The sequence below is a fragment of the Pseudomonas sp. KBN12P06040 genome, assembly GCF_037574965.1.
GTDB lineage: Bacteria > Pseudomonadota > Gammaproteobacteria > Pseudomonadales > Pseudomonadaceae > Pseudomonas > Pseudomonas aeruginosa.
This window is the reverse complement of the sequence record NZ_JBBELS010000001.1, coordinates 658,586-682,992: the sequence shown is the minus strand read 5'-3', so window position 1 is coordinate 682,992 and position 24,407 is coordinate 658,586. Positions and strand designations below refer to the sequence as shown.

The following is a 24,407-nucleotide window of genomic DNA, read 5'->3' as shown; positions in this document are numbered from 1 at the left end:
ACGCGGAGGATTCCCATGCAGATTTACAAGGTCGGCGGCGCCGTGCGCGATCGCCTTCTCGGCCGTCCGGTCACCGATATCGACTGGGTGGTGGTCGGTGCCAGCAGCGACGAGATGCTCGCCCGCGGCTACCGCCCGGTGGGCGCCGACTTCCCGGTCTTCCTTCATCCGCAGAGCGGCGAGGAATACGCCCTGGCGCGCACCGAGCGAAAGAGCGGGCGCGGCTACGGCGGCTTCACCTTCCATGCCAGCCCCGAGGTGACCCTGGAGGAAGACCTGACTCGCCGTGACCTGACCATCAACGCCATGGCCGAGGACGAACAGGGCCGGGTAATAGACCCCTACGGCGGCCAGGCCGACCTCGAGGCGCGCCTGCTGCGCCACGTTTCCCCGGCGTTCGCCGAGGATCCCCTGCGGGTCCTGCGCGTAGCGCGCTTCGCCGCCCGCTACGCCGGCCTGGGCTTCCGGGTCGCCGCCGAAACCCTCGCCCTGATGCGCCAACTGGCGGAATCCGGCGAGTTGCAGGCGCTGACCCCGGAGCGCAGTTGGAAGGAAATTTCCCGAGCCCTGATGGAACCCAACCCCGAGGTCTTCATCCAGGTCCTGCACGACTGCGGCGCCCTGGCCGAACTGATCCCGGAAGTCGAGGCGCTATTCGGCGTACCGCAGCCGGCGGCCCACCATCCGGAAATCGATACCGGCGTCCATGTCCTGTCGGTATTGCAGCAATGCGCCCGCCACCGGCAGCCGCTCAGCGTACGCTGGGCCTGCCTGCTGCACGACCTGGGCAAGGGACTCACCAGCGAAGCGGACTGGCCCCGCCATATCGCCCACGAGGCTCGCGGCGTGCCGTTGATCGATGCGGTGAACCAGCGCTTCAGGGTGCCGCGCGACTGCCAGGAACTGGCGCGCCTGGTGGGCGAGTACCACACCCATGCCCACCGGGCGCTGGAGCTGCGCCCGAATACACTGCTGGAGCTGTTGCAGAGCTTCGACGTGTATCGCCGCCCGCAGCGTTTCGAGGAGTTCGTCGCCGCCAGCGAGATGGACGCGCGCGGCCGCCTCGGCCTGGAACAGCGCGACTATCCGCAGGCCGCCTACCTGCTCGGCGCGGCGCAGGCAGCGCGGGCAGTCAGCGTGAAGCCGCTGGTGGAAAAGGGCCTGAAGGGCGCGGAACTGGGCGAGGCGCTGAAGCGTGCGCGCCTCGCCGCACTCAAGGCCTACAAGGAAGAACGCGGAAAGGCCTGAAGCAGCGCTTCGGGAGTCAACGCCTGGCCACGCCATTCGAATGGCGCCGGCCAGAGCTTCTGCTGGATCCTCGCCTCGCGCCAGAGATCGCCCAGCGGCTGGCGGGCGACCGGATGCTCCAGGTTCGGCGCCAGCTCGGACAAGGGCCAGAGCACGAAAGCGTTCTTCAGCACTTCGGCGCGCGGCAGCACCAGGCCATCGAAATCGCCAACCAGGTCGCCGTAGAACAGCACGTCGATATCCAGCGGCAGTCCCTTGCGCTCTGGCGCATAGCGGCCGTTGTCGGCCTCGATGTGCTTGAGTCGCAGGCTCAGTTCGGCCAGCGGCAGATCGGTGCGGGCAGACACCACCAGGTTGAAGAACGGCCCGCTCTTGATACCCACCGGCTCGCTCTCGAACACCGGCGAGCAACGCAGGTCATGAAGGAAACCGGCCAGCGCATCGAGGCCGGCATGCAGGTGGCGCTCACGCTCGACATTGCTGCCGAGGCCGAGGTAGACCGGGATCAGCGACATCCGCGTTCGATCTCCACGCCAACGCCACGGGCCGCCGGCACCGCGCCGGGCTTGGTCACGCGGATGCGCAGCCAGGGAATGCCGCGCTCGCCCATCAGTACCTCGGCGAGGCGCTCGGCGAAGGTTTCCACCAACTGGAAATGCGATTCCCGGGCGAATTCCTGCACCCGCTCGGACAACGCGGCATAGTCCAGCGCCAGGGCGAGATCGTCGCCCGCGGCGGCCGGACGGTTGTCCCAGCCCAGGGTCAGGTCCAGGCGCAGGCACTGACGGATGCCGCGCTCCCAGTCGTACACGCCGATGACGGTATCGACCTCCAAGCCTTCGATAAAAACTCTGTCCACTTCGCTACCCGCTCCAAGGGATGCCACGACAAGCGTGCGCCGCCCCGTTAGAATCGAGGACATCCTCGTCCTCGGTGGAATCCATGGTCTGGCTACTGGCGATCCTCGCCTACCTGCTCGGTTCCCTCTCCTTCGCCGTCCTGCTCAGCCGCTGGTTCGGCACCCAGGACCCGCGCGCCAGCGGTTCCGGCAACCCCGGCGCGACCAACATGCTGCGCGTCGCCGGGAAGAAACTCGCCATCCTGACCCTGCTCGGCGACGTCGGCAAAGGCCTGTTGCCGGTGCTGGTCGCCCGCTGGCTGGGGCTCGGCGTGATGGAGGAGGCCTGGGTCGGCATCGCCGCCGTGATCGGCCACCTGTATCCGCTGTACTTCAACTTCCGCGGCGGCAAGGGTGTCGCCACCGCCGCGGGCATGCTCCTCGGCCTCTATCCGCCGGCCGTACTGCTGGCCGCAGCGGCCTGGCTGCTGACCTTCAAGCTGTCGCGCACCAGCTCGCTCGCCTCGCTGGTGGCCACCCCGCTGACCCTGCCGTTGCTGGCCTGGCAGCAGCCCGGAGCGCTGCTGCCGATGACCGTGCTGACCGGCCTGATCGTCTGGCGGCACCGCGCCAACTTACGCGATCTATTCGCCGGCCGCGAACGGCATTTCTAATCCATAAAAGGAAAAAACTTCATGCAGTCTGGCCCAGCTGCGTCATCGACACCTGCCTGACTGCGACCTGGCGGCCACTCAGACCGCCGGCAGCGACTCCATCGGCCAGCGCGGCTGGACGCTGATCGCCGGGCCGTCATGCTGGCCGGCGAGCAGGCGCTGGCAGCCGGCGTAGGCGATCATCGCGCCATTGTCGGTGCAGAAGCGCGGGCGGGCGTAGAACACCTGCCCCTTCATTTCGCCGAGCATCTTTTCCAGGCCGCTGCGCAGCGCCTGGTTGGCGCTGACACCGCCGGCGATCACCAGGTTCTTCAGGCCGGTCTGCTTCAAGGCGCGACGGCACTTGATCAGCAGGGTCTCGACCACCGCGGTCTGGAACGCCAGGGCGATGTCGCAGCGGGTCTGCTCGCTGTCGTCGCCGGCCTCGACGCAACGCTGCCAGGTGTTCAGGGTAAAGGTCTTGAGCCCGCTGAAGCTGAAGTCCAGGCCGGGGCGATCGGTCATCGGCCGCGGGAACACGAAGCGGCCAGGAGTGCCGCGCTCCGCCAGGCGGGCGATTTCCGGACCACCGGGATAGCCCAGGCCGATCAGCTTGGCGGTCTTGTCGAAGGCTTCGCCGGCGGCATCGTCCACCGATTCGCCAAGCAACTGGTAGCGGCCGATACCGTCCACCCGCACCAACTGGGTGTGACCGCCGGAAACCAGCAAGGCGACGAACGGGAACCGCGGTGGCTGCTCTTCCAGCATCGGCGCCAGCAGGTGCCCTTCCATGTGGTGCACGCCGACCGCCGGCACGCCCCAGGCGAAGGCCATCGCCTGGGCACAGGAAGCCCCCACCAGCAGGGCGCCGACCAGGCCGGGACCGGCGGTATAGGCGATCGCGTCGATATCCGCCGGCGTGCAGCCGGACTCGTCGAGCACCTGGCGGATCAGCGGCAGCATGCGCTTGACGTGGTCGCGCGAGGCCAGCTCGGGCACGACGCCGCCGTAGACGCGATGGAGGTCGATCTGACTGAACAGCGCGTCGGCCAGCAGGCCGCGTTCGCTGTCGTAAAGGGCGACGCCGGTTTCGTCGCAGGACGTTTCCAGTCCCAGCACGCGCATGGGCTTGAGCCTTAGAGCTTGGCAAATACGAAGCCGCGCATGATAATCGGCGGTTTTGCGCCAGACCAGTGTTTTTCGATCGGAGGCTTTGCATTCCTCCGGCCGAACCGTTAATATCCGCAACCCTTGAAAACCGACGTATCCGCGCCACCTTGCCGGAGTACGTTCAACCCCCGGTAATCAGTGAAGGTACGACCTGGATGCCAGCCGTCAAAGTAAAAGAGAACGAACCCTTCGACGTAGCCCTGCGTCGTTTCAAGCGCTCCTGCGAAAAAGCAGGTGTACTGGCTGAAGTTCGCAGCCGCGAGTTCTACGAGAAGCCCACTGCCGAGCGCAAGCGCAAGGCCGCTGCCGCAGTGAAGCGCCACGCGAAGAAAGTACAGCGCGAACAGCGCCGTCGCGAGCGCCTGTACTGATCCACTCGACGCCCACGCGTCAGTGATCGTGCCTCAGCCCGGCCTCGGCCGGGCTTTCGGCTTTCCGCCATGAGCGAAATCAAATCCCGCCTCCTCGACGCCGTCAAGGTCGCCATGCGCGCCCAGGACAAGCCGCGGCTGACCACGTTGCGCCTGGCCCTCGCGGACATCAAGCGCGTCGAAGTCGACGAACGCATCGAGGTGGATGACGCCCGAGCCCTGCTGATCCTAGACCGGATGATCAAGCAGCGCCGCGACGCCCAGCGCCAGTTCAGCGACGCCGGCCGCCAGGACCTCGCCGAGGTCGAGGCTGCCGAGATCCTCGTGCTCCAGGACTTCATGCCCAAGCCCCTGGACGACCATGAGATCGACGCCCTGATCGAGCGCAGCATCGTCGACAGCGGCGCCCAGGGTCCGCAGGACATGGGCAAGGCGATGAACCTGCTGCGACCGCAGGTCCAGGGTCGCGTCGACATGGCACAGGTCAGCCAGCGCCTGAAGGCGCGCCTCTCCTCCTGAAACACCGCGCCGGCCTGATCGGCCCGGCGATAATTGCTATGCTGCCGCTCTGCGCCCACGCGCCGTCGTTTTCGAGAACACCATGGCCGGCCTGATACCGCAAAGCTTCATCGATGACCTGCTGAACCGCACCGACATCGTCGAGGTGGTGAGTTCGCGCATCCAGCTGAAGAAAACCGGCAAGAACTACAGCGCCTGCTGCCCGTTCCACAAGGAAAAGACTCCCTCGTTCACCGTCAGCCCGGACAAGCAGTTCTACTACTGCTTCGGCTGCGGCGCCGGCGGCAACGCGCTCGGCTTCGTCATGGACCACGACCAGCTGGAGTTCCCCCAGGCGGTCGAGGAACTGGCCAAGCGCGCCGGCATGGACGTGCCGCGCGAGGAACGCGGCGGACGCGGGCACACGCCGCGCCAGCCGACCGACTCGCCGCTCTACCCGCTGCTCAGCGCCGCCGCCGAGTTCTACAAGCAGGCGCTGAAAAGCCACCCGGCGCGCAAGGCCGCGGTGAACTACCTGAAGGGCCGCGGCCTGACCGGCGAGATCGCCCGCGACTTCGGCCTCGGTTTCGCCCCGCCCGGCTGGGACAACCTGCTCAAGCACCTGGGTGGCGACAACCTGCAACTCAAGGCCATGCTCGACGCCGGCCTGCTGGTGGAGAACAGCGACACCGGCAAGCGCTACGACCGCTTCCGCGATCGCGTGATGTTCCCGATCCGCGACAGCCGCGGGCGGATCATCGCCTTCGGCGGCCGGGCGCTCGGCGACGACAAGCCGAAGTACCTGAACTCCCCGGAGACTCCGGTCTTCCACAAGGGCCAGGAACTCTACGGACTCTACGAGGCCCGGCAGAAGAATCGCGACCTCGACGAGATCATGGTGGTCGAGGGCTACATGGATGTCATCGCCCTGGCCCAGCAAGGCATCCGCAACGCGGTGGCGACCCTCGGCACGGCGACCAGCGAGGAACACATCAAGCGCCTGTTCCGCCTGGTACCGAGCATCCTGTTCTGTTTCGACGGCGACCAGGCCGGCCGCAAGGCGGCCTGGCGCGCCCTGGAGTCGGTGCTGCCGAACCTGCAGGACGGCAAGCGCGTGCGCTTCCTGTTCCTCCCCGAGGGGGAGGACCCGGACAGCCTGGTACGCGCCGAGGGCGAGGATGCCTTCCGCGCACGCATCACCCAGCAGGCCCAGCCGCTGGCGGAGTACTTCTTCCAGCAACTGATGCTGGAGGCCGACCCCGCCACCCTGGAAGGCAAGGCCCACCTGGCGACCCTCGCCGCACCGCTGCTGGAGAAGATTCCCGGGAACAACCTGCGCCTGCTGATGCGGCAACGTCTGTCGGAAATCACCGGCCTGTCCGGCGAAAACATCGGACAACTGGCGCACCACAGCCCGCCACCGTCGTCCATGGATCACGGAGCGAGCGGCGCCTTGGACGGCGACGACTATTTCGCCGCCAGCGCCTACTACGAGAACGAGCCCTCCCATGCGCCGTTCGACGCTGCGCCAGGCTATGGCGAGGCGCAACCGCGCAAGAGCTGGAACAAGGACAAGAAGCCCTGGGACGGCAAGAAGTGGGATGGCAAGAAGAAGTGGGACAAAGGCGGCCGCGGCGACTTCAAGACTCCGCAACGAACGCCGGTCAGCGTGGAGTCCACCACCCTCAACGCCCTGCGCACCTTGCTGCATCATCCGCAGTTGGCCTTGAAGGTCGACGATGCGGGCACCCTCGCCAGGGAGCAGGATACCTACGCCCAGTTGCTGGTGTCCCTGCTGGAAGCCCTGCAGAAGAACCCGCGGCAGAGCTCGATGCAACTCATCGCGCGCTGGCACGGCACGCCCCAGGGCCGCCTGCTGCAGGCCCTGGGCGAGAAGGAGTGGCTGATCGTCCAGGAGAACCTTGAAAAGCAGTTCTTCGACACCATTACTAAACTCTCCGAGAGCCAGCGTTTCGGCGAGCGGGAGGAGCGTTTACGCAGCGTCATGCAGAAGAGCTACAGTGAACTGACCGATGAAGAGAAAGCCTTGCTCAGAGAGCACTACAGTGTTGCCGCTTCATCGCCTTCCCAGAGCTGAACTGGCGCCTCAGCCCAGGCATCAGGTATAATCCTCTGCTTATTTTTTGCCCGCCAAGACCTTCAGTGGATAGGGTGTTATGTCCGGAAAAGCGCAACAGCAATCTCGTCTGAAAGAGTTGATCGCCCGAGGCCGTGAGCAGGGATACCTGACTTACGCGGAGGTCAACGACCACCTGCCGGAGGATATTTCCGATCCGGAACAGGTGGAAGACATCATCCGCATGATCAACGACATGGGGATCAACGTATTCGAGACAGCCCCGGATGCGGATGCCCTGTTGCTGGCCGAGGCGGATACCGACGAAGCCGCAGCGGAAGAAGCCGCAGCGGCCCTGGCCGCGGTGGAAAGCGACATCGGTCGCACCACCGACCCGGTGCGCATGTACATGCGTGAAATGGGTACCGTGGAACTGCTGACCCGCGAAGGCGAGATCGAAATCGCCAAGCGCATCGAGGAAGGCATCCGCGAAGTGATGAGCGCCATCGCCCAGTTCCCGGGCACGGTGGACAGCATCCTGGCCGACTACAATCGCATCGTCGCCGAAGGCGGTCGCCTCTCCGACGTCCTCAGCGGCTATATCGATCCCGATGACGGCAGCCTGCCCGCCGAAGAGGTGGAGCCGGTCAACCTGAAGGACGATTCCGCCGACTCGAAAGAGAAGGACGACGAGGAAGAAGAAAGCGACGACAGCAGCGACAGCGACGACGAAGGCGACGGCGGTCCGGATCCGGAAGAAGCCCGCCTGCGTTTCACCGCGGTCTCCGAGCAACTCGACAAGGCCAAGAAGGCCCTGAAGAAGCACGGTCGCGGCAGCAAGCAGGCCACCGCCGAACTCACCGGCCTGGCCGAGCTGTTCATGCCGATCAAGCTGGTGCCCAAGCAGTTCGACGCCCTGGTCGCCCGCGTGCGCTCCGCCCTGGAAGGCGTGCGCGCCCAGGAACGCGCCATCATGCAACTCTGCGTGCGTGACGCACGCATGCCGCGTGCCGACTTCCTGCGCCTGTTCCCGAACCACGAGACCGACGAGAAGTGGGTCGACAGTGTCCTGAAGAGCAAGCCGAAGTACGCCGAGGCCATCGAGCGCCTGCGCGACGACATCCTGCGCAACCAGCAGAAGCTGGCGGCCCTGGAAAGCGAGGTCGAGCTGACCGTCGCCGAGATCAAGGAAATCAACCGCGCGATGTCGATCGGCGAAGCCAAGGCTCGCCGGGCGAAGAAGGAAATGGTCGAGGCCAACCTGCGCCTGGTGATTTCCATCGCCAAGAAGTACACCAACCGCGGCCTGCAATTCCTCGACCTGATCCAGGAAGGCAACATCGGCCTGATGAAGGCGGTGGACAAGTTCGAATACCGTCGCGGCTACAAGTTCTCCACCTACGCCACCTGGTGGATTCGCCAGGCGATCACCCGTTCGATCGCCGACCAGGCACGCACCATCCGCATCCCGGTGCACATGATCGAGACGATCAACAAGCTCAACCGCATCTCCCGCCAGATGCTTCAGGAAATGGGTCGCGAGCCCACCCCGGAAGAGCTTGGCGAGCGCATGGACATGCCTGAGGACAAGATCCGCAAGGTACTGAAGATCGCCAAAGAGCCGATCTCCATGGAAACCCCGATCGGTGACGACGAAGATTCGCACCTGGGCGATTTCATCGAGGACTCCACCATGCAGTCGCCGATCGAGATGGCGACCAGCGAGAGCCTCAAGGAATCCACCCGCGAAGTCCTCGCCGGCCTCACTGCCCGGGAAGCCAAGGTGCTGCGCATGCGCTTCGGCATCGACATGAACACCGACCACACCCTCGAGGAAGTCGGCAAGCAGTTCGATGTGACCCGCGAGCGGATCCGCCAGATCGAAGCCAAGGCGCTGCGCAAGCTGCGCCATCCGTCGCGAAGCGAGCACCTGCGCTCCTTCCTCGACGAGTGACGAACGAACCCCCGGCCTGAAAAACCGGGGGTTTTTCTTTGCCGCTTGCCCCGCCGCCCGGCGTCTACACTTCCGCTTATATTCCCGTCCACCGCGAGACCGCCTCATGCAGCGTCTGCAGGCCGTGCTTCTCCTGTGTCTGGCCTGCTGCTGGCCGGGGCTGGCCGGCGCCCTCACGCTCACGCCCGAGGAACGGGCCTGGCTGGCCGAGCACCCGAGCATCCGCCTGGGCGTGGATACCTCCTGGCCGCCATTCGAGTTCCGCGACGAACAGGGCCGCTACCAGGGACTCGCCGCCGGCTACGTCGGCCTGCTGCAGGAACGCCTGGGCGTCAGCCTGACGCCTGTCGAACCGAAGACCTGGACGCAGGTCCTGGAGCAGGCCAAGGACGGTCGGCTGGACCTGCTGCCCGGCATCATGGCTACCCCGGAGCGCCAGGAGTACCTGAGCTTCACCCGGCCCTACCTGGACTTCCCGATCATCATCCTGGCACGCAAGAACGGCCCGATGCCGAAACGCATCGACGAGCTCTACGGGCTCAAGGTAGCGGTGGTCGACCACTATGCTCCTCACGAACTGCTGATCGCCCAGCATCCCGACCTCACCCTGCTGCCGCTGCCTTCGGTAGCGGCAGCCCTGCAGGCGCTGGCCACCGGCCAGGCCGACGCCTTCGTCGGCGACTTCGCCTCCAGCGTGTGGAACCTCCGCCAGCTCAAGCTCAACGGCCTGGAGATCAGCGGCGAGACGCCATACCGCTACCAACTGGCGATGGCCGTGCCGCGCGGACAACCGATCCTCGCCGGGATCATCGACAAGGTCCTCGCCGACCTCAGCGCCGAGGAGATCGAGCGACTCCAGGCCCCCTGGGTCGGCGGCCTGCTCGACCGACGTCCGGCCTGGCGCGAGATGGCGACCTACGGCCTTCCCATCGTCCTGCTGATCCTGGTCTCGGTCGCCATACTGCTGGCCATGAATCGCCGCCTGCGCCGCGAGGTGAGTCGCCGGCGGCAATTGGAGCGCGAACTGCGCGACAGCGAACAGCACTACCGGGGACTGGTGGAAAGCCTGAATGCCATCGCCTGGGAAATGCGCCTCGAGGAGAACCGCTTCACCTACGTCTCGCCCCACGCCGAACGCCTGCTCGGCTACCCCCTCGGCGAATGGCTGCAGCCGGGCTTCTGGCAGCGGACCCTGCACCCCATGGACGCCGAGTACGCCATCCACTACTGCATGAGCGAAAGCCAGGCCGGACGCGACCACAGCTTCGACTACCGGATGCTCGCCGCCGACGGCCGGGTGGTCTGGATTCGCGATCTGGTCACCCCGATCGCGCAAGGCCGGGACCTGCTCCTGCGCGGTCTGATGATCGACATCACCGAGGCCAAGCTCACCGAGCAGGCCATGCGCCTGTCCGAACAGAAGTTCGCTTCGGTGTTCCACCACTGTCCGGACATGGTGGTACTGGCAAATGGCGCCGACGGCCGCTTCCTCGCGGTGAACAACACCTTCGAGCAGCAGATCGGCATCGCCGCCGACGACGCCATCGGCAAGACCGCCACCGAACTGGGCATCTGGGCGCTCCCCGGCCTGGGCCCGCAGGTCCTGGAAAAGCTCGGCCACGGCAACCTGACCAACCTCGAGGTCCCCCTGCGGCGCCGCAATGGCAGTACCTTCAGCGCGCTGCTCAGCGCCCAGCACGTGGCCCTCGACCAGACCCCGGCGCTGGTGGTGGTGATCCGCGACATCACCCACCTGGTGGAGACCCAGGAACTGCTGCGGATCTCCGAGGAGAAGTTCGCCAACGCCTTCCATGCCTACCCCGACGGTCTGCTGATCAGCCGCCTCGAAGACGGCACGCTGATCGACGTGAACGAAGGCTTCACCCGTCTCACCGGCTACCGCCGCGACGAGGTCATCTCCCGCTCCACGCTCGAACTCGGCCTGTGGGTCGACACCGAGGACCGCAAGCGCCTGATCTCGCTGGTACGCCACCACACCCTGACCCAGGGCTTCACCGCCCCTGTACGGGACCGCAACGGTGGCATCCGCCAGTGCGAGATGTCCGCCCACCGGATCAGCATCGATGGCGAGGACTGCGTGCTGACCATCGCCCGCGATATCACCGAGCGCCAGCTCATGCAGGAGAAGCTGCAGCAGGCCGCCACCGTCTTCGAAAGCACCGCCGAAGGCGTGATGATCACCGATACCCGCCAACGCATCACCGCGGTCAACCGCGCCTTCAGCGAGATCACCGGCTACAGCGAGCAGGAGGCGCTGGGACGCTCGCCCAGCCTGCTCTCCTCCGGACAACACGACTCCAGCTTCTACCTGGCCATGTGGAACCAGCTGGAACGCGACGGGCACTGGCAGGGCGAGATCTGGAACCGACGCAAGACCGGCGAGCTGTACCCCGAATGGCTGACCATCAGCGCGGTACACAATCCGCAGGGCGAGATCACCCACTTCGTCGGCGTCTTCGCCGATATCTCCACCCTCAAGTACGCCCAGGCCCGGCTCGACTACCAGGCTCACCACGATCCGCTCACCGGCCTGCCCAATCGCCTGCTGTTCGAGAGCCGGCTCAATCACGCCCTCGACGAGGCCCGCGAAGAGAGCCGTCCCGGCGCCGTGCTGTTCATCGACCTGGACCGCTTCAAGCACATCAACGACAGCCTCGGCCATCCCATCGGCGACCTGCTGCTCAAGGCCATCGCCGAACGCCTGCGCGACCAGTTGCGCGACGTCGATACCGTGGCCCGCCTGGGGGGCGACGAATTCATCATCCTGCTCCCAGGCCTGCACCAGGAAAGCGACGCCGAGCACGTCGCGCGCAAGCTGCTGAATGCCTTCACCGCACCGTTCCAGGCCGACGGTCATGAATTCTTCGTCAGCGCCAGCGTCGGCATCGCCCTGTTCCCCAAGGACGGCGACGACGCCCCGACCCTGGTGAAGAACGCCGACGCCGCCATGTACCGCGCCAAGTCGCGGGGCCGCAGCCGCATCGAGTACTACACCCGCGAACTGACCTACCTGGCCACCGAGCGCATGGCGCTGGAAACCGAACTGCGCCGCGCCCTCGAGCGCGACGAGTTGCAGCTCTACTACCAACCCAAGCTGAGCCTGGAGAGCGGCTTGCTGGTCGGCGCCGAGGCACTGGTGCGCTGGTACCATCCGCTGTTCGGGGAAATTTCCCCGGAGCGCTTCATCCCCCTCGCCGAGGATTGCGGCCTGATCCTGCCCCTCGGCGACTGGGTGCTGGAACACGCCTGCCAGCAGATGGGCGAATGGCAAAAGCTGCACGCGCCGTTCGGCCCGCTGTCGGTCAACCTCGCCGGCGCCCAGCTCGGCCAGCCGCAACTGATCGAACGCCTCGAGCAACTGCTGGAGCAGTCCGGCCTGGAACCGTCGCGGCTGCAACTGGAAATCACCGAGAGCTTCATCATGAACCAGACCGAGGAGGCCCTCGCCGTCCTCCATGGCCTCAAGCGCCTCGGCGTACAGCTGGCGATCGACGACTTCGGCACCGGCTACTCCTCGCTCAGCTACCTCAAGCGCCTGCCGCTGGACATCCTGAAGATCGACAAGTCGTTCATCCGCGGCCTCCCCGACGATCCCCACGATGCCGCCATCACCCGCGCCATCATCGCCCTCGGCCGCAGCATGCAGCTCACGGTGATCGCCGAAGGCGTGGAAACCGAAGGCCAGCAGAGCTTCCTCACCCACGAAGGCTGCGAGCAGATCCAGGGCTTCGTCCTCAGCCCGCCGCTGCCGGCCGAGCTGTTCGCCAGCAAATTCCTCAAACCGCGCCAGCCGATTGGCGCTCCCCGAGAAGCGCCGGTATAATCCGCCGACCTGTGCGACACGCGTGGCGTGTCTCCGTCTCCAAGCTGTAGGGTCAGCTTGGGGGATTTCCGCAAGGAAATCGAACGCTTGGGTATCCATCCCCGGGAACCAAAACTCGCCCAGAAGTCTTTTGCCTTCAAGGACTTGCCGCAGCGGCGGTGGCAATAAAAACCCAAGGTCGTTGAGCTCTCGGCAGCACGACCGCAGGACCAGAACACCGGTCTTGGAGCGCATCCTAAAACCAACCCCTGCGGGAGAGTCGATCCCCGCTGGGGTCACCTCCTGCGTAATTTGAAACAGGAGGTAATAAATCAGGAACTGGCGGCCAGCAGGTCGTCCCTGTTCTCCCTTCCCCAAAGGAGACATGAGCGAAAGCTCTGTCTGTCATTGTCCAACCACTGCTTGTATGGAGTGGCAGCGGACTCGTTGTGCGACCAACGGTAGCCTAGGGAAACGTGCGTTGCTGGTAACGGCAGGGTGCGAAGCTTTCCCGACAACGTAGCCCCCGCGAGGGTGCGAATTCACCGTGAGGTGAACCGCAGAGGGTCGGAGTAGCACCGACCCAAGGCGCTAGGCTGACTGGTACGGGCAACCTAGGTGAACTGCTGATAAACACCGTAAGGATTGACGAGCCAAAGCTGCTGACAGGCTCGAACCAAAAGGTACGTGGTCGGTTATCTCCGTAGGTCGTGGAGATACGTCGCCTTCAGACCACCGGTGAAAAGGCAGGTCCTAACCCAGTCGTGTGACAGTCAGGGAACGTGGTAAGCCCGTATCGCCGCCCTCGGGGCAGGGGAGCCGTAAGGCGAACTGTTGGCGGTGCGGGTATGGGATCGCAGAGAAAGCGAACGCCAGGCTGTAATCGTCTGGATAGGGGTTGGAACATCACCCCACGGGAAACCGGGCAGACTTCTGCGTGGTCTTTCGTCGCAAGAACTCTGATTGAACCTGTCTCAATGAACCCAGGGCTCAGCAACATCGAGCCCACACAAACCAACCTTGGCGGGGTGCGCGCATCCCGTCAGGGACCGGCGTGCGCCTTCCGCTCGGGTGGACTAACCATCATGAGAGGAAAGCAGCATGAAAGAACTCAGCCCATCGGCCGGGTCTGCGCTTTCCGGCGCTCCGCAGCAGTGGCACGACATCGACTGGTGTCGGGTCCAGCGGAATGTCCGGGGAATGCAGGTACGGATTGCGAAGGCTTGTCGGGAAGGCAAATGGCGCAGGGTGAAGGCCCTACAACGGATGCTGACCCGCTCGACGTCGGCCAGGTACCTGGCTGTACGGAGAGTCACTGAAAACCAGGGCAAGCGCACGGCGGGAGTCGACCGCGTGCTCTGGGATACGCCTGACACCAAGTGGAAAGCGGCACAAGGGTTGAAAAGGCGCGGGTACCAACCTCGGCCTCTACGGCGAGTGTTCATCCCGAAGTCGAACGGAAAGGAGCGCCCCCTGGGTATCCCGACCATGACTGACAGGGCAATGCAGGCACTCTACCTGCTCGCTCTGTCGCCCATTGCAGAAACCACCGGCGATCCGAACAGCTATGGCTTCAGGATCGAGCGATCCACGGCGGATGCAATGTCCCAGTTGTTCGTTTGCCTATCCGGAAAGGCTTCGGCCCAATGGATACTGGAGGCGGACATACAAGGGTGTTTTGACCACATCAATCATGACTGGCTACTGAACCATGTCCCCACGGACAAGGTGATCCTCCGGAAATGGTTGAAGGCCGGCGTGATCCACAAAGGCCAGCTCCAGGCAACGGATGCTGGAACACCTCAAGGCGGAATCATCTCGCCTACTTTGGCAAACATGGTGCTCGATGGCCTGGAATCACAGCTCAAGCGACACCTGGGCGTGACAAGGGCGAAGAAGCTGAAACTCAATGTGGTGCGCTATGCGGACGACTTCGTCATCACCGGTGTCTCTCCCGAGGTACTGGAGAAAGAAGTCAAACCCTGGGTAGAGCAGTTCCTGGCGGTACGCGGGCTGCAGCTCTCTCTGGAGAAAACGCGGATCGCCCACATAGATCAGGGCTTCGACTTCCTCGGTTGGAACTTCCGCAAGTACAACGGGAAGCTTCTGATCAAACCCAGCCAGAAGAACGCGAAAGCGTTCTACGGCAAGGTGAAGGAGGTCATCGAAACCAGCAGGACGGCAAGGCAAGAGGACTTGATCCGAACGCTGAATCCGATTCTGCGCGGCTGGGCGCTGTATCACCAGCCAGTGGTTGCCAAGCAAACGTTCAGCCGCATGGACAACAGAGTGTTTCTCAAGCTCTGGCGTTGGGCGAAACGGCGGCACCCGAACAAGTCACTGGATTGGATCAGGAGGCGATATTTCCGGATTCACGGGGACAAGACTTGGGTGTTCGCTACCACGGTGCTGGAAAGCAACGGTAAGAAACGGGAGGTCGCGCTGTACTCGCTGGCGAGCACGCCGATTGAGCGACATAGGAAGGTGAGTGGGGAATACAACCCCTACGATCCAGCCATGGAAGCAATAGGTGAAAAACTGCGAACGGAACGGATGTTGAAAAAGCTGAAGTACCGAACTCAGATCAGAAACCTATACCTCTCCCAGAAGGGGCTCTGCTCGCTCTGCAACCAACCGATAACCAGGGAAACCGGGTGGCACGACCACCACATCCTCTATCGCTCACAAGGCGGTGGAGACTCCCTGGAGAACCGGGTACTATTGCACCCCGCTTGCCACCAGCAACTCCATGCTCGTGGTCTGACAGTAAGCAAGCCGGCCCGTTAGGGGGCTTTGAAAGGCTTGAGCCGTATGCGTTGAAAGGCGCACGTACGGTTCTTAGGGGGGGATGGGCCAGCAATGGCCCATCCCCACCCGACTCTGGGGGCCTATAGCTCAGTCGGTTAGAGCAGAGGACTCATAATCCTTTGGTCCACGGTTCGAGTCCGTGTGGGCCCACCACCTTCAAAGCCGCGCACTGCGCGGCTTTGCGCTTTCTGGGGTAGTGGCCTCATAAACGGCTCCACGGCCAAAAGGTACAAGATCGGTACAGTACTGGTTAGCCAGTCTGCCTTTGGAGTCCTTATCTGATGGCAACAATCGTCCCCCTTCCCGTGGTCCGCAAAACGGACTGGCCGACCAACGAAAAAACCTTCCGCACCAAGCGCGACGCCGAAGACTGGGCACGCCGCACCGAAGACGAGATGGTACGCGGCGTGTACATCCAGCACAGCGGCTCCGAGCGCATGTGACCTGCCCCCATTTTGTAGCCCGAGAGCTACATGTCCCTGCATCAAATTTTATCGATGCCCAAGGGGTACGGCCGACCTCTATCCACAAGGTTTTTGACGTGCTGAAACAGGCGCTTTAGCTGACTCAGTCCCCCTGAACAGGCATGCTCATCAAGCTATCAACCCAGCTTGAGAATTAGACAGTGAGCCGAATAGTTGGCATTATCGGCTCACAAAATGAGCCGAATAGGCTCTCTAATCGGCTCAAGATGAACATCCCTTATGAACGACCCACTCTGGATCTGGCAGCAGCCCGACTGGCCGCAGTTCAACTGGCAAGCCGAAGCGCTTGCACCACTGCTGCGCTCCTGTAGCCAGGCTCAGGGTCGTTTGTTAGGAATGCTCGGTGCCGTGGGGAGTGACACCGAAGTGCAGAGCAGCCTGGATGCCATGCTGCAGAACATCGTCACCTCTTCAGCCATTGAGGGAGAGCAACTGAATGTCGGTTCGGTGCGCTCATCACTGGCACGGCGACTGGGATTGCACGAAGAAGGTCGAACCACCTCTCGCTCCGAAGGCCTGGCGGAACTGCTGCTCAATGCCACCCACGCACATCAAGAGCCGCTAGACGAACAGCGACTGTTCACCTGGCACAGTTGGTTATTCCCCACCGATGACCAACTTCTGGCTCGACCGCTACACATCGGTGCACTGCGTGGCGAAGAGCCCATGCAGGTGGTTTCCGGTCGCATCGACCGCCCGACAGTCCATTTCGAAGCCCCTCCCTGCGCAGGGTTGGAAGCGCAACTGGCGGACTTTCTCGCCTGGTTCGAAAGCAGCCGCAGCGATGCCAGCCTCGACCCCTTTCTGCGCGCCGGTATCGCACATTTCTGGTTCGTGACCCTGCATCCCTTCGACGACGGCAACGGTCGCCTCACCCGCGCTATCACCGATCTGGCATTGGCTCAGGGCGAGCAGCAAGCCATTCGCTTCTACGCCATGTCTGCGAGCATCCTCGACGACCGCGCCGGCTATTACCGCATCCTAGAAGCCAGTCAGAAAGGCGGGCTGGATATCACCAAGTGGCTGCAGTGGTTTCTCGAAACCTTGCTCAAGAGCCTGGAGCAAGCCCTTGCCCGTATAGACCGCGTGCTGGTCAAGGCGCGCTTCTGGCAGGCACATCGCAGCCAAACGCTATCGGCGGAGCAGATCAAAGTGCTTAACCGCCTGCTCGATGGCGGCGAAAGGGGGTTCGAGGACGGCATCAGTGCGGCGCAATACCAAGCTGTGGCCAAGGTTTCCAAAGCCACCGCGACCCGCCACCTGAGCGACCTGCTGGAAAAGGGCTGCATCGAGCGACTGCCCGGCGGAGGGCGTAGCACCCGTTACCAGATAGCACGCTGAGCGCCTGCACCTGGCTCATCAGCCCTTGATGCGTCATCGCGCCATAGGACAATGGTCGCCTCTCCATTAAGCAGCTCGGCTCAAGGAAGAAAGTGGATTACAGCCCGATAGTCGCCCAGGTCTGGGGCATGCTGACCTGGTTTATCCCGGCAGCCCTGCTGATCGGCCTGCTCAAATCGCCTTGGGCCAAGGGGCAGATCGGTGAACTGCTGGTGCGCCTGTTCGCCCATTGGCAGCTGGACAGGCAAACCTACCGCCGCCTGCACAACGTCACCCTGAACACGCCGGACGGCACGACACAGATCGACCACGTATTTTTCTCACCCTACGGCATCTTCGTGCTGGAAACGGCAGGTTTCCAGCACCTGCCGATAGGTCTCTACCGTTGCACCGGCGAGCCGTGCTGCAGGTCACAGGCTTTGGTGTGAATCGCCCCCCACTGCGCGATCAATTGCAGGGTGTCGGCGGCAGCAGCGCAAGTTTCGGCGAAGGCGAACTGGCGCTGGCGGAGCGGAATCCGATGGACGTGGCGCTCTGCTCGCCGCCTGAGCGTGGGAAGGCACTTATCAGGCACTTCCGAAGGCACTACCGGACGATATCGATTCCATCGCCAACGCGGTAACTTCGAAGCACTTAAACCTTCATGAAACTGTAACTTCCAACTCGATCGACAGCTCTGAAAATACATCCTCGGTATTTTCCAAGACCCTAACCAAAGTCTGGATCGTTTCGTCACAGGAAACGCTGGAGCGCCTATTCCAGAGCGCTTCGAACAATCGGTAAAAATAAAATCCAAATAATCAGACGCAGTTCAAAAACAACCAGAACAGATAGTTTTTCCGCCTTTCCCAACATGCTCCTCTCGCCTTGACTCGTTCGATGCAGCGGATCGCCCATGCGTATTTCCGGCATTGTCCGAGGCCCATTCCCTGTTCGACGCGATACCCGGCGCACCCATAACAATATGCCGCCCTCCACGGGCCGATAGCGCCAGTTGTGAGCTTGTCCACCACTGCATTTCCCTCACTGCAAGGAGAGAACATGAGTCGCTCACCCATCCCTCGCCACCGAGCGTTGCTGGCCGGTTTCTGCCTGGCTGGCGCGCTGTCCGCCCAGGCGGCCACCCAGGAAGAAATCCTCGATGCGGCACTGGTCAGCGGGGATTCCTCGCAACTGACCGACAGCCACCTGGTCGCCCTCCGCCTGCAGCAGCAGGTCGAGCGCATCCGCCAGACCCGCACGCAGTTGCTCGACGGTCTCTACCAGAACCTCAGCCAAGCCTATGATCCTGGCGCCGCCAGCATGTGGGTCCTGCCGGCCAACCCGGACAATACCCTGCCCTTCCTCATCGGCGACAAGGGCCGCGTGCTCGCCAGCCTGAGCCTGGAGGCCGGCGGCCGCGGGCTGGCCTATGGCACCAACGTGCTCACCCAACTGAGCGGGGCCAATGCCGCCCACGCGCCGCTGCTGAAGCGGGCGGTGCAGTGGCTGGTGAACGGCGACCCGGGCGCGGCCACTGCGAAGGACTTCAAGGTCAGCGTGGTCGGGGTGGACAAGACCGCCACCCTCAACGGCCTGAAGAGCGCCGGCCTGCAACCGGCGGACGCCGCCTGCAACGCGCTGACCGACGCCAGTTGCGCCAGCGCCAGCAAATTGCTGGTACTGGGCAACGGCGCCAGCGCCGCTAGCCTGAGCGCCACGGTGCGCGCACGGCTACAGGCCGGGCTGCCGATCCTCTTCGTGCACACCAATGGCTGGAACCAGAGCAGCACCGGCCAGCAGATCCTCTCCGGCCTGGGCCTGCAGGAAGGCCCCTACGGCGGCAACTACTGGGACAAGGACGCGGTGCCATCCAGCCGCACCCGGGCGCGTTCGGTCGAGCTGGGCGGTGCCTACGGCCAGGATCCGGCGCTGGTGCAGCAGATCGTCGACGGTAGCTGGCGCACGGACTACGACTGGTCGAAATGCACCTCCTACGTCGGTCGCACCACCTGCGACGACGTGCCGGGACTGAGCGACTTCAGCAAGCGCGTCGATGTACTGAAAGGCGCCCTCGACGCCTACAACCAGAAGGCGCAGAACCTCTTCGCCCTGCCCGGCACCACCTCGCTGCGGCTCTGGCTGCTGTGGGCCGACGCGGTGCGGCAGAACATCCGCTACCCGATGGACAAGGCCGCCGACACGGCGCGCTTCCAGGAAACCTTCGTCGCCGACGCCATCGTCGGCTACGTGCGCGAGGCCGGCGCGGCGCAGAAGGAACTGGGCAGCTACGCCGGCCAGCGCCAACAGTCGATGCCGGTATCGGGCTCGGAGGAAACCCTGACCCTCACCTTGCCGTCGGCCCAGGGCTTCACCGCCATCGGCCGCATGGCGGCGCCGGGCAAGCGCCTGAGCATCCGCATCGAAGACGCTGGCCAGGCCAGCCTGGCGGTCGGCCTGAACACCCAGCGCATCGGCTCGACGCGGCTGTGGAATACCCGCCAGTATGACCGCCCGCGCTTCCTCAAGAGCCCGGACATCAAGCTCCAGGCAAACCAGTCGGTGGCGCTGGTATCGCCCTACGGCGGCCTGTTGCAACTGGTCTACAGCGGCGCCACGCCGGGTCAGACGGTAACCGTCAAGGTAACCGGCGCGGCCAGCCAGCCGTTCCTCGACATCCAGCCGGGCGAGGACAGCAGCCAGGCGATTGCCGACTTCATCCAGGCGCTGGACGCCGACAAGGCCGACTGGCTGGAGATCCGCAGCGGCTCGGTGGAGGTCCACGCCAAGGTGGAGAAGGTCCGTGGCTCGATCGACAAGGACTATGGCGGCGACGTCCAGCGCTTCATCCGTGAGTTGAACGAGGTGTTCATCGACGACGCCTACACCCTGGCCGGCTTCGCCATTCCCAACCAGGCGAAGACTCCGGCAATCCAGCAGGAATGCGCGGTGCGCGGCTGGGACTGCGACAGCGAGACCCTGCACAAGCTGCCCGGCACCCAGCACATCAACGTCGACCAGTACGCCCAGTGCGGCGGCGGTTGCAGCGGCAACCCCTACGACCAGACCTGGGGCCTGAACCCGCGTGGCTGGGGCGAAAGCCATGAGCTGGGCCACAACCTGCAAGTGAATCGACTGAAGGTCTACGGCGGGCGCTCGGGCGAAATCTCCAACCAGATATTCCCGTTGCACAAGGACTGGCGCGTGCTCCGCGAGTTCGGGCAGAACCTCGACGATACGCGGGTCAACTACCGCAACGCCTACAACCTGATCGTCGCCGGGCGCGCCGAGGCCGATCCGCTGGCAGGCGTATACAAGCGCCTGTGGGAAGACCCGGGCACCTACGCGCTGAACGGCGAGCGAATGGCCTTCTATACCCAGTGGGTGCACTACTGGGCCGACCTGAAGAACGATCCGCTGCAGGGTTGGGATATCTGGACCCTGCTCTACCTGCACCAGCGCCAGGTGGACAAGTCCGACTGGGACGCCAGCAAGGCCGCTCTCGGCTACGGCACCTACGCCCAGCGCCCGGGAAACAGCGGCGATGCCAGCAGCACGGACGGCAACGACAACCTGTTGCTCGGCCTGTCCTGGCTGACCCAGCGCGACCAGCGGCCAACCTTCGCGCTATGGGGCATCCGTACCTCGGCAGCGGCCCAGGCGCAGGTGGCGGCCTACGGTTTCGCCGAGCAGCCGGCGTTCTTCTATGCCAACAACCGGACCAACGAATACAGCACGGTGAAGCTTCTGGACATGAGCCAGGGGTCGCCGACGTGGCCGTTTCCGTGAGTCGTAGCTGAGGGGGCTGGCGCGGGGTGATGCTTCTCGCTCCGCGCCGGTCCTCATGCCCCTCTCCCCGACGGGAGAGAGGGTCGGCCATGCCAGCGGGCAATGCCGTGCCAGGCTGGCAAGCCAAACTGTCGTTCAAGCTGAACGATCCTGCGCAATAATGAGCCCCTTCCACCAGCAAGGACCGCTCATGACCGACCGCCTTCCCTGCCGCGCCTGCGGCCATCTCATCCTCCCGACCACGGCGGCGAGGAACGACGGACTGTGCATGCCCTGCAAGGGCGGCTACCGGCAGAACATCGAGGATGGCAAGCGTTTCCACACGGAGCGACGGCGCTACCTGGCGAGTCCGCAGGCGCTGTACTGGAGCGCGCTGGTGAATCGCGTCTACGATGGCCGCGAGGGATTCGCCGGGCTGTCGCCGGCCGAGCGGAGCTACTACGCAGTGAGCGTGCTCAGCGGCGAAGTGCACAACGGCGGCTTCGACCAGTACTTCGGCAACTCCTCCGGCGACCAGTACCAGGCGGCGCGCGCGGGTCTTCGCGAGTTGGAGGCGGAGGACGCCCTGGCCCTGCTGGAGCGAGCCGCCGCCCTGCTGTTCGGCGACGCTCCGGTGCCAGTCTCCCAGGCCGAACGCCAGTTGCGCATGCCGACCTGGGCCGATGAACCCGACCGCGACTGCGAAGCGGCCCTGAATGCGCTGGACACGCGCTTCTACGCCCTGGCCGACGCGCTTGGCGAACGCCTGCTGGCCCATGCCCGCCGCCATGCATTGTTCGCCCTGGACGAGCCCGATGAAGCCTGAATTGGATGCCTTGGAGGCCTGGCTCAGACGACCGCTGCCGGCTGCCTTCGTCGCCGCTCTGGAGCAGCACGGCGGCCGCCTCGTCGAGCCGGGCCTGCTGCTCTACGCCGCCGACGAGTTGCTGGAACGCAACCGGGCCTTCGAAACCTCTCTCTACTGCCCCGGCTACCTGGCCATAGGCGACGACAGCGGCGGCCGCGCCGTGGTGATGGCCCTGGACGATCACCGGCAGGCGCTGTTCCTGGTCGACCATGGCGCGATGACGCCGGACTGCTTCGAACCCCTGGCACCCAGCCTGGAGGCCTGGCTGGAAGCCGGGCCCTGCCTGCCCGAATGACGGAGAAACGCCCATGATTCCTTTCGGCCTCAGCCCCGAACAATTCCGCGAGCGCTACCGCCGCGACCTGCAACGCGCCGCGCCGGGCGTGATCCAGCGCCTGCGCGAGCTGCTCCGGCAACCCTTGGAGGAAGGACTGCGCGACGGCGAGATCCAACTGTTCCTCGGCGAGGACGGACGCGACGCAGCGGAAGCGTGGTTGTACCTGAATGGCGCCAACAACCGGGTCGACGCCAGCGACCCGCGCCTGTTTCCCGGCAAGGCGCTGGACCTGGCGCTCGGCCTGGGACATGCCCCGGATTTCGACGAAGCCTACTTCGCCGACGGCTTCGGCGGCGTCGACCTGCTCGCCGATACGCTGCAAGCCTGGTTCGCCGAGTGCTGGTGGAAGGCCGGCGGCTGGGCCTGGCCGATCCCGCTGTGGCTGCACGTACACGATGGCTTCGGCGACGGCCGTGGCATCGCCCTCACCGAACGCTGCTGAACAGGGAGACCACGCATGGAACTGATCCGCAACCTGGACGATGCGAACATGGGCGAAGTGTATTGGCGCCTGTACCGGCGCTACATCAGCCTGTTCATCGAGAACGAGGCCGACGACGCCTACGCCTGGCGCTGCGCCCGAGCCCTCGACGAACTGGATGACGCCGTGGTCGAGCGGCTTTGTGCCGCCAGCCTGCGCTACCGCGCCGCGCGCCTGGAGCGGCTGGGCGAGTCTGCGGAGGAAGTCGCGCCGGCGCGCGCGGTGTTGGAACGGATCGAGCCGGGCGAGCTGATCGTGCCCGACCCGGAACAGGGCGACGAAGCGGTGATCCACCTGTCGCTGAACTGCGAATGGGACCGCGAACACGGTATGGAATGGATCGTCCGGGGCGGCGAGGTGCTCTATGTCGGCCCCTTCCACGGCGAAGACCCGTGGCGGGACTTCACCGTGAAGGAACCATGGAACTACGCCTGAGCAGGGGCCTCAACGCTTGGCGATGATGTACACCGCGTGGACGATGCCCGGGATGTAGCCGAGCAGGGTGAGCAGGATGTTCAGCCAGAAGGCGCCGCCGAAGCCGACTTGCAGGAACACGCCCAGCGGCGGCAGGAGGATGGCGATGAGGATGCGGATCAGGTCCATGAACGGAACTCCTTGGTCCAGGGTCGATACGGTGTCCGGCGCGTGAGCCGGCGTTTTTTCGCGTCACCCTATGACTGACTCCCGCCATTCGCGGAGGGTTCAACCGCAACGGTACTCGCCGCCTGTCACGCGCAGCGGTACGCTTGAGCCTACGCTCATGCGAGCGGACAACCCGCAAGGAACATCCATGTCCGACCTGCCCCCGCGTCCCGCCTTCTGGCCGTACCTGCCGGGCTATGCCCTGTTGCTGCTTTCGGTGCTGCTCTGCGCCAGCGGCAGCTACCGTTTCGTCACCCCGATGGCGCTCGCCGACGGCGTCGACCTGGTCTACCTCAGCCAGGGCCTGGCGCTGCTACCGCTGGGTACCGGGCTGGTCGGCCTGCTCGCGGGCTTCCTCCTGCATGTCCGCGGGCGCTGGCTCGGCGCGCTGCTGGCGCTGCTGCCGGCGGCGCTGATCTGCGCCTGGAACCTGTACAACTATGCCGCCCACGGCGACGAGGCGTTGTCGCCGAGTTTCGCCCAGTACACCCAGGCACTGCTCGGCCTGCTGTTGCTCGGTGGCATGCTGAGCCTGGTCGACCTGCTCCACGGCAGGCCCTCGACGCTGCTGCGCAAGGGCCTGCTGGGGCTGGGCTGGCTGGCCCTGGTGGCCTGGCTGGGGTTGCTGTTCTACCTGCAGCGCCTGTACGGCCTCACTTTTTGAACTGCTCGTAGGCTTCCAGCGCGCGCAGCGAATAGACGTAGGCGGCGCCGGCATTCAGGGAGATGGCGGTGGCCAGGGTCTGGGCGATTTCCGCCTCGCTGGCGCCGGCCTTCAGCGCGGCCTCGGTGTGTACGCCGATGCAACCGTCGCAACGGGTGGTAATGGCCACGGCGATGGAGATCAGTTCGCGGGTCTTGGCATCCAGGGCGCCCTCGGCGCTGGCTTCCTCCAGCGCGCCATAGGCGGCGAGCATCTTCGGGTGTTGCTTGCCCAGGGCACCGAAGGCTTTTTTCACGGCGGGTACGAACTCGGTCCAGTTGTTCAGCATGGTGATATTCTCCGTTGCTTTCGCGCCGGGAGTGGCGCGTCGGGTTACCAGTCTCGACCAGTCTGGACCGCGCC

General features: G+C 64.6%; 23 protein-coding genes and 1 tRNA gene. 18 read left to right on the top strand and 6 right to left on the bottom strand.

The features are described from left to right. The first annotated feature begins 15 nt into the window (after window positions 1-15). Window positions 16-1,248, top strand: a complete 1,233-nt coding sequence (locus VQ067_RS03195; protein ID WP_003099584.1) for a multifunctional CCA addition/repair protein — start codon at window positions 16-18, stop codon at window positions 1,246-1,248. Here VQ067_RS03195 and folK read toward each other — a convergent pair. Both folK and folB read right to left on the bottom strand, forming a co-directional pair. Next, complete coding sequence (folK, locus tag VQ067_RS03190) at window positions 1,221-1,763, bottom strand: 2-amino-4-hydroxy-6-hydroxymethyldihydropteridine diphosphokinase (RefSeq protein WP_003085067.1); 543 nt, start codon at window positions 1,761-1,763, stop codon at window positions 1,221-1,223. The genes VQ067_RS03195 and folK overlap by 28 nt on opposite strands. Further along, on the bottom strand, window positions 1,754-2,107 hold the full coding sequence (gene folB / locus VQ067_RS03185; protein ID WP_003099587.1) for a dihydroneopterin aldolase: 354 nt from the start codon (window positions 2,105-2,107) through the stop codon (window positions 1,754-1,756). The genes folK and folB overlap by 10 nt, the downstream gene beginning before the upstream one ends. 83 nt (window positions 2,108-2,190) lie before the next feature. On the opposite strand from folB, the gene plsY reads away from it, so the two are divergent. Then, complete coding sequence (gene plsY / locus VQ067_RS03180) at window positions 2,191-2,760, top strand: glycerol-3-phosphate 1-O-acyltransferase PlsY (protein WP_003085061.1); 570 nt, start codon at window positions 2,191-2,193, stop codon at window positions 2,758-2,760. A gap of 78 nt (window positions 2,761-2,838) precedes the next feature. Here plsY and tsaD read toward each other — a convergent pair whose 3' ends face one another. Continuing rightward, window positions 2,839-3,864, bottom strand: coding sequence for a tRNA (adenosine(37)-N6)-threonylcarbamoyltransferase complex transferase subunit TsaD (gene tsaD, locus VQ067_RS03175; protein WP_003109020.1), 1,026 nt, complete (start codon window positions 3,862-3,864; stop codon window positions 2,839-2,841). A gap of 200 nt (window positions 3,865-4,064) precedes the next feature. Between tsaD and rpsU the strand changes: the two genes are divergently transcribed. The 10 genes from rpsU (at window position 4,065) to VQ067_RS03125 (ending at window position 17,694) form a co-directional block, all read left to right on the top strand. Further along, entirely contained in the window at window positions 4,065-4,280 is a 216-nt protein-coding gene (gene rpsU, locus VQ067_RS03170) for a 30S ribosomal protein S21 (RefSeq protein WP_003085057.1), read from the top strand. Window positions 4,281-4,349: 69 nt separating this feature from the next. Then, window positions 4,350-4,799, top strand: a complete 450-nt coding sequence (locus tag VQ067_RS03165; RefSeq protein WP_003085042.1) for a GatB/YqeY domain-containing protein — start codon at window positions 4,350-4,352, stop codon at window positions 4,797-4,799. Window positions 4,800-4,881: 82 nt separating this feature from the next. Further along, entirely contained in the window at window positions 4,882-6,876 is a 1,995-nt protein-coding gene (dnaG, locus tag VQ067_RS03160; protein ID WP_340080806.1) for a DNA primase, read from the top strand. A gap of 79 nt (window positions 6,877-6,955) precedes the next feature. Beyond that, window positions 6,956-8,809: an RNA polymerase sigma factor RpoD gene (gene rpoD, locus VQ067_RS03155; protein ID WP_003085035.1), complete on the top strand. Its 1,854-nt coding sequence runs from the start codon at window positions 6,956-6,958 to the stop codon at window positions 8,807-8,809. A gap of 106 nt (window positions 8,810-8,915) precedes the next feature. Next, the gene (locus VQ067_RS03150) at window positions 8,916-12,653 is read left to right on the top strand and encodes a bifunctional diguanylate cyclase/phosphodiesterase (RefSeq protein WP_003109019.1); all 3,738 of its coding nucleotides are present in this window, start codon (window positions 8,916-8,918) and stop codon (window positions 12,651-12,653) included. A gap of 1,080 nt (window positions 12,654-13,733) precedes the next feature. Beyond that, complete coding sequence (ltrA, locus tag VQ067_RS03145) at window positions 13,734-15,419, top strand: group II intron reverse transcriptase/maturase (RefSeq protein ID WP_003099598.1); 1,686 nt, start codon at window positions 13,734-13,736, stop codon at window positions 15,417-15,419. 97 nt (window positions 15,420-15,516) lie between these two features. Next, window positions 15,517-15,593 (top strand) — tRNA-Ile (locus VQ067_RS03140). Between the two features lie 128 nt (window positions 15,594-15,721). Beyond that, window positions 15,722-15,883: a hypothetical protein gene (locus VQ067_RS03135; protein ID WP_015502271.1), complete on the top strand. Its 162-nt coding sequence runs from the start codon at window positions 15,722-15,724 to the stop codon at window positions 15,881-15,883. Window positions 15,884-16,144: 261 nt separating this feature from the next. Then, window positions 16,145-17,266, top strand: a complete 1,122-nt coding sequence (locus tag VQ067_RS03130) for a Fic family protein (protein WP_023095146.1) — start codon at window positions 16,145-16,147, stop codon at window positions 17,264-17,266. Between the two features lie 92 nt (window positions 17,267-17,358). Continuing rightward, window positions 17,359-17,694 (top strand): nuclease-related domain-containing protein, encoded by a 336-nt coding sequence (locus tag VQ067_RS03125; RefSeq protein WP_023092350.1) that lies wholly within the window; start codon window positions 17,359-17,361, stop codon window positions 17,692-17,694. A gap of 325 nt (window positions 17,695-18,019) precedes the next feature. Here VQ067_RS03125 and VQ067_RS03120 read toward each other — a convergent pair whose 3' ends face one another. Continuing rightward, a complete protein-coding gene (locus VQ067_RS03120) occupies window positions 18,020-18,163 on the bottom strand; it encodes a hypothetical protein (RefSeq protein ID WP_003085001.1) in 144 nt (47 codons plus the stop codon). A 99-nt stretch (window positions 18,164-18,262) separates the two neighbouring features. On the opposite strand from VQ067_RS03120, the gene impA reads away from it, so the two are divergent. The 5 genes from impA to VQ067_RS03095 all read left to right on the top strand — a co-directional run bounded on the left by impA (window position 18,263) and on the right by VQ067_RS03095 (window position 23,134). Further along, window positions 18,263-21,034, top strand: a complete 2,772-nt coding sequence (gene impA, locus VQ067_RS03115) for an ImpA family metalloprotease (RefSeq protein ID WP_033990553.1) — start codon at window positions 18,263-18,265, stop codon at window positions 21,032-21,034. Window positions 21,035-21,224: 190 nt separating this feature from the next. Continuing rightward, a complete protein-coding gene (locus tag VQ067_RS03110; RefSeq protein WP_033990552.1) occupies window positions 21,225-21,839 on the top strand; it encodes a DMP19 family protein in 615 nt (204 codons plus the stop codon). Beyond that, the gene (locus tag VQ067_RS03105; RefSeq protein WP_033990550.1) at window positions 21,829-22,176 is read left to right on the top strand and encodes an SMI1/KNR4 family protein; all 348 of its coding nucleotides are present in this window, start codon (window positions 21,829-21,831) and stop codon (window positions 22,174-22,176) included. Before VQ067_RS03110 ends, VQ067_RS03105 begins: the two co-directional genes overlap by 11 nt. 13 nt (window positions 22,177-22,189) lie before the next feature. After that, window positions 22,190-22,660, top strand: a complete 471-nt coding sequence (locus tag VQ067_RS03100) for a hypothetical protein (protein ID WP_003161937.1) — start codon at window positions 22,190-22,192, stop codon at window positions 22,658-22,660. A gap of 15 nt (window positions 22,661-22,675) precedes the next feature. Next, window positions 22,676-23,134 (top strand): DUF6985 domain-containing protein, encoded by a 459-nt coding sequence (locus VQ067_RS03095; RefSeq protein ID WP_017001541.1) that lies wholly within the window; start codon window positions 22,676-22,678, stop codon window positions 23,132-23,134. A gap of 9 nt (window positions 23,135-23,143) precedes the next feature. Here the strand turns inward: VQ067_RS03095 and VQ067_RS03090 are convergent, their stop codons facing one another. Beyond that, complete coding sequence (locus VQ067_RS03090; RefSeq protein ID WP_003084988.1) at window positions 23,144-23,302, bottom strand: YqaE/Pmp3 family membrane protein; 159 nt, start codon at window positions 23,300-23,302, stop codon at window positions 23,144-23,146. Between the two features lie 187 nt (window positions 23,303-23,489). Here VQ067_RS03090 and VQ067_RS03085 point away from each other — a divergent pair, with 187 nt between their 5' ends. Further along, on the top strand, window positions 23,490-24,005 hold the full coding sequence (locus VQ067_RS03085) for a hypothetical protein (protein WP_003099616.1): 516 nt from the start codon (window positions 23,490-23,492) through the stop codon (window positions 24,003-24,005). Here VQ067_RS03085 and VQ067_RS03080 read toward each other — a convergent pair. Further along, window positions 23,995-24,333, bottom strand: a complete 339-nt coding sequence (locus VQ067_RS03080) for a carboxymuconolactone decarboxylase family protein (protein WP_004352218.1) — start codon at window positions 24,331-24,333, stop codon at window positions 23,995-23,997. The genes VQ067_RS03085 and VQ067_RS03080 overlap by 11 nt on opposite strands. Window positions 24,334-24,407: the final 74 nt, after the last annotated feature.

Bases quoted from the DNA above. Each gene is read 5' to 3' on its own strand.
- VQ067_RS03195 (WP_003099584.1), top strand. From the start codon at position 16: ATGCAGATTTACAAGGTCGGCGGCGCCGTGCGCGATCGCCTTCTCGGC.
- folK (WP_003085067.1), bottom strand. From the start codon at position 1,763: ATGTCGCTGATCCCGGTCTACCTCGGCCTCGGCAGCAATGTCGAGCGT.
- plsY (WP_003085061.1), top strand. From the start codon at position 2,191: ATGGTCTGGCTACTGGCGATCCTCGCCTACCTGCTCGGTTCCCTCTCC.
- tsaD (WP_003109020.1), bottom strand. From the start codon at position 3,864: ATGCGCGTGCTGGGACTGGAAACGTCCTGCGACGAAACCGGCGTCGCC.
- rpsU (WP_003085057.1), top strand. From the start codon at position 4,065: ATGCCAGCCGTCAAAGTAAAAGAGAACGAACCCTTCGACGTAGCCCTG.
- VQ067_RS03165 (WP_003085042.1), top strand. From the start codon at position 4,350: ATGAGCGAAATCAAATCCCGCCTCCTCGACGCCGTCAAGGTCGCCATG.
- dnaG (WP_340080806.1), top strand. From the start codon at position 4,882: ATGGCCGGCCTGATACCGCAAAGCTTCATCGATGACCTGCTGAACCGC.
- rpoD (WP_003085035.1), top strand. From the start codon at position 6,956: ATGTCCGGAAAAGCGCAACAGCAATCTCGTCTGAAAGAGTTGATCGCC.
- VQ067_RS03150 (WP_003109019.1), top strand. From the start codon at position 8,916: ATGCAGCGTCTGCAGGCCGTGCTTCTCCTGTGTCTGGCCTGCTGCTGG.
- ltrA (WP_003099598.1), top strand. From the start codon at position 13,734: ATGAAAGAACTCAGCCCATCGGCCGGGTCTGCGCTTTCCGGCGCTCCG.
- VQ067_RS03135 (WP_015502271.1), top strand. From the start codon at position 15,722: ATGGCAACAATCGTCCCCCTTCCCGTGGTCCGCAAAACGGACTGGCCG.
- VQ067_RS03130 (WP_023095146.1), top strand. From the start codon at position 16,145: ATGAACGACCCACTCTGGATCTGGCAGCAGCCCGACTGGCCGCAGTTC.
- VQ067_RS03120 (WP_003085001.1), bottom strand. From the start codon at position 18,163: ATGGGCGATCCGCTGCATCGAACGAGTCAAGGCGAGAGGAGCATGTTG.
- VQ067_RS03110 (WP_033990552.1), top strand. From the start codon at position 21,225: ATGACCGACCGCCTTCCCTGCCGCGCCTGCGGCCATCTCATCCTCCCG.
- VQ067_RS03105 (WP_033990550.1), top strand. From the start codon at position 21,829: ATGAAGCCTGAATTGGATGCCTTGGAGGCCTGGCTCAGACGACCGCTG.
- VQ067_RS03100 (WP_003161937.1), top strand. From the start codon at position 22,190: ATGATTCCTTTCGGCCTCAGCCCCGAACAATTCCGCGAGCGCTACCGC.
- VQ067_RS03095 (WP_017001541.1), top strand. From the start codon at position 22,676: ATGGAACTGATCCGCAACCTGGACGATGCGAACATGGGCGAAGTGTAT.
- VQ067_RS03090 (WP_003084988.1), bottom strand. From the start codon at position 23,302: ATGGACCTGATCCGCATCCTCATCGCCATCCTCCTGCCGCCGCTGGGC.
- VQ067_RS03085 (WP_003099616.1), top strand. From the start codon at position 23,490: ATGTCCGACCTGCCCCCGCGTCCCGCCTTCTGGCCGTACCTGCCGGGC.
- VQ067_RS03080 (WP_004352218.1), bottom strand. From the start codon at position 24,333: ATGCTGAACAACTGGACCGAGTTCGTACCCGCCGTGAAAAAAGCCTTC.